Source organism: Candidatus Infernicultor aquiphilus (assembly GCF_002784285.1).
In the GTDB taxonomy this organism is placed as follows: Bacteria; Atribacterota; Phoenicimicrobiia; order Phoenicimicrobiales; family Phoenicimicrobiaceae; genus Infernicultor; species Infernicultor aquiphilus.
In genome coordinates this window covers 1-6,861 of sequence record NZ_PFKO01000299.1, presented here as the reverse complement: position 1 = coordinate 6,861, position 6,861 = coordinate 1, and the positions used below count along the sequence as shown (strand labels likewise).

At 33.2% G+C, this 6,861-nt stretch carries 9 protein-coding genes; all 9 read right to left on the bottom strand.

Going from position 1 to position 6,861, the window contains the following annotated elements; translation table 11 throughout:
* Positions 1-48: 48 nt before the first annotated feature.
* Positions 49-321, bottom strand: a complete 273-nt coding sequence (locus COZ07_RS08310; RefSeq protein ID WP_406608100.1) for a hypothetical protein — start codon at positions 319-321, stop codon at positions 49-51.
* A 299-nt stretch (positions 322-620) separates the two neighbouring features.
* Positions 621-1,559, bottom strand: coding sequence for a GDP-mannose 4,6-dehydratase (locus COZ07_RS08305; protein ID WP_406608099.1), 939 nt, complete (start codon positions 1,557-1,559; stop codon positions 621-623).
* Positions 1,560-1,578: 19 nt separating this feature from the next.
* Positions 1,579-1,767, bottom strand: a complete 189-nt coding sequence (locus COZ07_RS08300) for a hypothetical protein (RefSeq protein WP_406608098.1) — start codon at positions 1,765-1,767, stop codon at positions 1,579-1,581.
* On the bottom strand, positions 1,764-1,967 hold the full coding sequence (locus COZ07_RS08295; protein WP_406608097.1) for a hypothetical protein: 204 nt from the start codon (positions 1,965-1,967) through the stop codon (positions 1,764-1,766). Before COZ07_RS08295 ends, COZ07_RS08300 begins: the two co-directional genes overlap by 4 nt.
* Complete coding sequence (locus COZ07_RS08290) at positions 1,951-2,754, bottom strand: hypothetical protein (protein WP_406608096.1); 804 nt, start codon at positions 2,752-2,754, stop codon at positions 1,951-1,953. The genes COZ07_RS08295 and COZ07_RS08290 overlap by 17 nt, the downstream gene beginning before the upstream one ends.
* 44 nt (positions 2,755-2,798) lie before the next feature.
* Positions 2,799-3,752, bottom strand: coding sequence for an NAD-dependent epimerase/dehydratase family protein (locus tag COZ07_RS08285; protein ID WP_406608095.1), 954 nt, complete (start codon positions 3,750-3,752; stop codon positions 2,799-2,801).
* Positions 3,749-4,819: a glycosyltransferase gene (locus COZ07_RS08280; protein ID WP_406608094.1), complete on the bottom strand. Its 1,071-nt coding sequence runs from the start codon at positions 4,817-4,819 to the stop codon at positions 3,749-3,751. Before COZ07_RS08280 ends, COZ07_RS08285 begins: the two co-directional genes overlap by 4 nt.
* Complete coding sequence (locus tag COZ07_RS08275; RefSeq protein ID WP_406608093.1) at positions 4,816-5,868, bottom strand: glycosyltransferase; 1,053 nt, start codon at positions 5,866-5,868, stop codon at positions 4,816-4,818. The genes COZ07_RS08280 and COZ07_RS08275 overlap by 4 nt, the downstream gene beginning before the upstream one ends.
* A gap of 54 nt (positions 5,869-5,922) precedes the next feature.
* On the bottom strand, positions 5,923-6,861 hold a 939-nt coding region (locus tag COZ07_RS08270; protein ID WP_406608092.1), incomplete at its 5' end, for a DUF6745 domain-containing protein.

The following is a 6,861-nucleotide window of genomic DNA, read 5'->3' as shown; positions in this document are numbered from 1 at the left end:
GAGGTATCGCCTAATTGGTTTGAAACTAGAGAATACCCCTACTATTTATTATGTATAGTAATAACCGTCTATAAGTTCGTAGTTATAAGTGAACATGATCTTTCTTGTCTGATGTTTCTTTACGCAATTTAAAGAATATGTTTGTATGGCTTCTTCTTGGTCGCATTGAGCTAGAATTGTTGTTTGTGTTGTTGTTTGGTTATATTTGTTTTCTTTTACTTCTAGCTGGTATTCTTCTTTTGTCGGGCAATATATGGATTCCCCTAAATAATACAGATTGATTTCTAAGTTGTTGTTTTCAAAATGTCTTATTCTTGTCATTCCAAGCACCTCCCCCTTGCATAACAGCAGATTGAATTGAATCTACAACGCTTGCATTTCTTATATCTTACTTCCCGATTCATACATTCTTTTTTAAATTTTCTATGGTATGAATCATGGCAAGCAAAACAAATTGATAATCTTTTCTTTCGGTATTGTTTTTTCTTATATTCTTTTTTACTGTGCCAATAATGATGACGACCTTGAGTAGTAGTATTACATATCAAACACTTCCCCACTAATTATCACCCCTTTATACATAATAGTCCTTAAATCAAGTTTTCAAAGAACTGACACGATTATACTACTTTCCTCCAGTAGTTTAACAAATCTTCCATAGTTTTTTCAAAAGGTATTTCTGGCTCCCAGCCTGTTATTTTTTTCATCTTCGAACAATCACATAAAAGTAACTTCACATCAGAAGGTCTTAACCTTTTCGGATCAACCTCAACTTTAATTTCTGCCTTAGCCAATTTAATTAAAATATCTAAAACTTGTTGAATAGTATATCCCTTACCACTCCCGATATTATATACTTCACCATATTCGCCTTTTTCAATTAACAATCTATAAGCTCGAACTGTATCCCTAACATCAGTAAAATCTCTGATTGAAGTTAAATCTCCAACCATTATTTTGTCTTGCTTCCCTTTTTCGATTAAAGCAACTTGTTTCGCAAAAGTAGAAGTCACATATTCATCGCCTCTCGCTGGTCCGTATTTACTTTCTGGTCCCTCATGATTAAACGCTCTTGTTCTTATCGTCTTAATTCCCCAACTCTTGAAGTGTTGGTAGCCCGCAAGGTCCGCGCTGATTTTTGAAATCGCATAAGGACTTAATGGTCTTAAAGGGTTTGTTTCTTTTATTAGTGTTTCATTTTCAGTAACTAAACCATATTCTTCAGAAGAACCCGCTATCTGAACTATCGTATCTAATAATCCTAGAGAACGAGCCGCATTTAATAATTTAACAGTTCCTAAACCATTAATTTCATAAACAAGTTCAGGGTCTTGCCAACTCGAAGGAACATAAGCAATAGCGGCTAAGTGGAAAATGACATCGGGTTTATGCTCGTTTAAAACTGATCTAATTTCTTCATAATTTTTAATGTCCATTTTTACAAACCCGTCTTTAGGAAGTCTTGAAGTGCTTATAACTTGATAGCCATTGTCCTCTAATTCAGCCCTTAGATGACCACCGACGAAGCCTTCTCCTCCTGTAATAAGTGCTTTTTTCATTGATAAATCTCCTTTAACATTATATTAGGATATTGTTCATCTCAGAAAAAAATTGTTTTAGAAAATTAACAGCTATTTTATCTTTACCGCCAACAAATCTTGTCATAACCCCGATATTCTCTCCGAGGTTCGGGTATTTTCCTTCAACAAGCGAATAAACCGCGTTTAATTTTCTATTTGTTCCGAACCCGACTAAAATTCCGTTCATTTTAATTTACCCTTCTTCTCAAATTCCCTTTGTTTATCTTTTAAACAATCTACACAAATATATAAATCTTCTCCTACTTTCCTAAAAGTTATTCCTGAAGTTCTAAAGCAATATCTACACGCCCTTAAAGAATAATTTTGTTTTCTATTTTTATTTTCCTTTTTTATTTTTGCCCATTCTTCTTTAGTATAATCGCCCATATAATTCCTTATGTTTCTTCGCTAAATTATTAAATCCTTCTTCTATAGTAAGATAATTTTTATAAAATGATTCCATAAAAAGCTTCAAACAGTTTAAATCTCTTGCTTTATATAAATTTTTAGTTTTAATAGAATCTAAATCATCGAACCAACTTACGTTTGATAGAAACAATGGTCTTCGGCAGGCAATCGCTAATCTTGCCGCCGCTGAACTTCCAACTATTCCAACCTCATTATACCATAAAACAACCCCGTCGTGACTCTTAATAAACTCAATTAGCTTCTTTGTAGGTAACCATTTACTGGGGATATTATATCCAAAACCTAATTCATCACATATCCGTTTAACTGCTATATTATCATTCCTGCCTATCCCGAAAGAACAAATTTTAACAGGGATTTCGGGTATGCCCATAGGAAAAGTTATTTTTTTTGTTTCTTTTGGTAAAAGCATGTTTTTAAATATATCTTCTCTATGTGCTATCGCAATATCTATATTCTTAAAATCAAACCCTTCCCAAACTGCACTATCGTGAAAAGTGACAATCGTTCTCTTATTTTGAGTTTTCAACATTTTTAAGACATTCATTAGCCACTCGCCCGACCAGAACGAACCTTGATTTTGAAAATGAATGATATTACACCTCTCTAAACCTCGCCACTCAATATTGTCCTTATCAAAAACTTGAATATCTACACCTAATTTTTCTAGCGAACTAACTAAACTTTTCGCATATTCAGCTATTCCGCATTGCCTATCCCAAGTTGTAATCATTGCTATTTTCATACTTTGCCCTCATCAATACCTTGATTCACAGAATAAGCAAACCCTCAAGTATTAAAAATTTTATCTCTTTCTTTAATCTCATCAATACATTTTTGTAGAATTTCATCCAATTCCCAATGAGGCTCGAAGCCGATTAAACTTTTTAATCTATCTATGTTCGGTATTTTGTCCCACACTTCGGCAAAATCTTCTCTGTGTAATCCTTGAAGACTTACAAAAGTAATCTTGCTCTTTGAATTAATTATCTTCACAATTTTCCGCGCTAACTCTCCACTAGTTATTTTATTTCGAGGGTTTCCGACATTAAAGATAATTCCGTTGTGCTTCGCCTTCATTATCAAAATCATTGCTTCGCAAATATCTTCAACATCTATAAAAGTTCTTTGGTCCATCCCGTCGCTATAAACTGTTATCGGCTCATTATTTAGCGCTTGTCTAATAAATCTCGGAATTCCAAATCCTAAGTCTGGGTTTTGCCCTGTCCCGATTATATTAAAAGGACAGATTATGTTAAATTTTAGATTCTTTTCGGTTCTTAATCTATTCGTTAAAGAAATCTCGCCTGATAATTTACTAATTCCATATTCTAATCTATCTAATCCAACAGTAATATTTGAAGGAACACCCTTTGCTAAAACTTCAGGTTGGTCAAATATCGGATTTTCCTCATAAAATTCAGAGGTAGAAATAAGCATTAACTTTGCTTTATCTCTTAAAGCGAAAGCGATTGCCCTATCTAATAGAGCAGTAATAATATAACCAACGGAACTAACAGAACCAGCTAAATGATAAATTTCATCAAACTTTAATTTCGTATCAAATAATAGAAAGTTTTGTTTCAAAAATATTACATTACAAGCAGTCACATTATCCCTATCTTCTTGAACTCCCGATAAATCATCAACAACTAAAATCTTATTTTTTGGATTTTCTGATAATTTCTTGATTAAATGCCTACCAATAAATCCTCCGCCACCTGTAACTAAAATTCTTTTCATCGTTCTTCCACTTTTAGATTTTCTAATTTAACCCGTTCTATAAACTCATCAATTCCTTTTTCATTTAACAATCCGATCTTCTCAAAAACATCTCTCGGAAAGGCAATAATGCCTCTTTTGTCTATTATAGCTCCAACTCCGCCTTTGGCAAAAATATCTATAAATTCACTTGCCCAAGGCTTTGATAAATCTGTAGCAAAATTTATAAATGCTAGCCACCTAACATCATCATCTGCTAAAAAAGCCTTAATTGAATTATTAAATGCCTTATTTACTGTGAATGTAGTTACTAAAGGATAGTCTGCTGTAGCTTTAATCTTTTCTAATATTTTTTGGTCTGCATTAGCTATTATAACTCCAATCTTAGGCATACGGTTTTTAACCTTTATAATGCTTGGAGTAGTTTTTATAAATTCTCTCATAACTTCAGGATATTCATAAGGAAATTCTTTAGCAATTCTATCTTCTAGGATATGATCGCCTTTTCGCCCTTTATAAAAATCATCAGGAAGTTTCGGGTCTAATTTGGCGTATTTTATCCACTTCTCAAATATTTCTTTTTGAAGTTTTGTATATCCTAAATGGCAAAATTTATCGTGGAGTTTTCCTCTTGTAGCTAGTCCGACTAACTGTTCATGAACTTCACCTTGCCATTTTATTAACTTATTATTCTTAAATAAAACTTCCTTACTTTCAATATATTGATAATGAAAAATATCTATAAGAAAATGATAAAACTCTAATTCGTAAATATCCTTTGAAAAATCTAAACTTCTAACTGTTTTCTCAAAAGAATTGTAATAAACTTCATCTGCGTCTATTTTTAAAATATAATCGCCCGTGCTATTATCTTTAGCCAAATTACGGGCATTAGCAAAATTAAATTCTTTATAATAGTCGACATAATTTATAAACTTAAACTTATTCCTTTTAATTTCAATGTTTCTGAAATCAAAATTAGCAGTATTAACTATAACTATTTCATCAACCCACCTAATTGAATTTAAAGCATATTTTAAATAAGGCTCATTAAATTCCCCTATAATCATATTTGCGCTAATTTTCATTTTAAATCCATTATAAGTTCTTTTATGACCAATGCACCGACTTCCGCATTTGCCTTTATTTTCATTTTTTCAGAAGCTAACCAACCTTTTATTTTTCCCTCTTTTTTATTCTCATAAACATATCTCATTTTTTGCTTTAATTCTTCTTTATCGGGAATAGCCCAATTACCTAAATCTTCATTTTGAAGCCCGATCATACTCCTATTCGGATAATTAGCAGGTTCTAGCCCTATCTTGTCCAAAGGATAAGAATATAAAGGGTCTGCTATCTCTGATAATGAACCCCAATTTGTTAAAATTACAGGCAAACCAGTAGCCATTGCCTCTCTCGGTGGAAGACCAAACCCTTCCCCTTTACTCGGGTAAACATAACAATCGCTGGTTTCGTATAATTGCCTCATCTCTTGCGCGGTATAATCTTTCTCTAATACTATCACTTTTTTACTATCACTATGAGGATAATCTATTGGTGAGCCTTTTCGGGTTTTAATAACTAAAACAACATTTTCATCGTCCTCAAATTCTTCATCAAAAGCGTCTATGGCTAACTGGTAGTTTTTTCTAATATCCATTTTACCTGTAATCAAAAATCTATAATTGCTATGTTCTGGTCTATCGAAATACTCATAATTTTCTAAATCTATTCCTAACTGAGCAACTTTGATCGGCTTTTTAAGTCCTGATTTTATAAAAATATCTCTACACCAAAAGCTAGGGACCAAAACATAGTCAGTATATTTATTAAGATACTTAATCCAAATTTGCGGGACTTTATCTGTTTCAAACATCGTCATAGTGATTAAATATTTAAAATATTTTCTATATTGTGCTAATGTCGGCGGTAAATGATAAATCAATCCTATCTCTGATTTATATCCTTTATTCATAAACTTTTCTATCTCTGGCTTTGAATAATCTTTAATTTTCCAATCGTGAGGATTTAATATTACATCGATCCCAATTTTATCTAAAGCAAATACAAGGTTCTCGGCTGAATATCCATATCCGTCTATTGCTAATAATGGTGAAATTAAGTTTAAACTATTCATCTATCTCCCTTCATCTCTTTGAGTGCTAGTTAAATTTATTTTAAAGAATCTCCATTAAGTTTCCTTAATAATATTATATTGACTTTCTCTTTTCCTGAAGGTCATCGCTTTTGCGTCCCAACAGTTCTTGGGATATTCATTAAATAGTTTATAGGGAACCCCTAGCATATATTTTCTCTTGGATGACGGGCAACTAACCTTAACAAAATAAGCATAATTGTTTAGAATATTATCTTTTCTTTTTGTTTTGTATAATACTGCTTCTTCGGTAGATACGGTATCTCTATCAACTTCTTTCACTCCTAGCAGTTCGGCATATCTTTCCATGCCTATCTTTTCAATGATACAGCGTCTTACTTCCACATTGGTTTCTTTTACAATATCTTTCTTAGTTAAAGTTTCGGGAGTTTCTATAATCTTTTTAGATACTTTTATTCCATGCCACATATATAAACCCCAGCCATCATGATATTCTATGGCTTTGCTGTCAGGGCTATGCAGTCTGCCTTGCTCATCTCTATAAATATGTTTTGGTCTAGCACATACCATCACAAAATTTTTATCCGCCCAAACATAATTCACAGATTGACATATTTTGCTGTACGCTTCGGCTCTCTCTTCAATATCCTTTGGAAGTTTTAATTTACAAACATCTGTAAAAAATGACACGTACGCTGGACTCCCATACCAATACCACCCGCCGACCCAAAATTGACCGCCAATCCAGTAATACCACGAAAGTTTATGAGCTCCAACCGCATCTCCAACCGCTCTGTCAATCGTATCTCTAACCTCTCTGTCAACAGTTCTTCCAACCGCATCTCTAGCCGCTCTGTCAATCGCATCTCTAGTCGCTCTGTCAACAGTTCTTCCAATCGTATCTTCAACCTCTCTATCAACCGCAGCTCTGACAATTCCGTCAACCGCATCTCTAACCTCTCTGTCAACAGTTCTTCCAATCGTATCTCCAATCTCTTCGTCAATCGCTCTTCT

Bases quoted from the DNA above. Each gene is read 5' to 3' on its own strand.
- COZ07_RS08300 (WP_406608098.1), bottom strand. From the start codon at position 1,767: ATGAACGGAATTTTAGTCGGGTTCGGAACAAATAGAAAATTAAACGCG.
- COZ07_RS08280 (WP_406608094.1), bottom strand. From the start codon at position 4,819: ATGAAAATTAGCGCAAATATGATTATAGGGGAATTTAATGAGCCTTAT.
- COZ07_RS08290 (WP_406608096.1), bottom strand. From the start codon at position 2,754: ATGAAAATAGCAATGATTACAACTTGGGATAGGCAATGCGGAATAGCT.
- COZ07_RS08275 (WP_406608093.1), bottom strand. From the start codon at position 5,868: ATGAATAGTTTAAACTTAATTTCACCATTATTAGCAATAGACGGATAT.
- COZ07_RS08310 (WP_406608100.1), bottom strand. From the start codon at position 321: ATGACAAGAATAAGACATTTTGAAAACAACAACTTAGAAATCAATCTG.
- COZ07_RS08295 (WP_406608097.1), bottom strand. From the start codon at position 1,967: ATGGGCGATTATACTAAAGAAGAATGGGCAAAAATAAAAAAGGAAAAT.
- COZ07_RS08305 (WP_406608099.1), bottom strand. From the start codon at position 1,559: ATGAAAAAAGCACTTATTACAGGAGGAGAAGGCTTCGTCGGTGGTCAT.
- COZ07_RS08285 (WP_406608095.1), bottom strand. From the start codon at position 3,752: ATGAAAAGAATTTTAGTTACAGGTGGCGGAGGATTTATTGGTAGGCAT.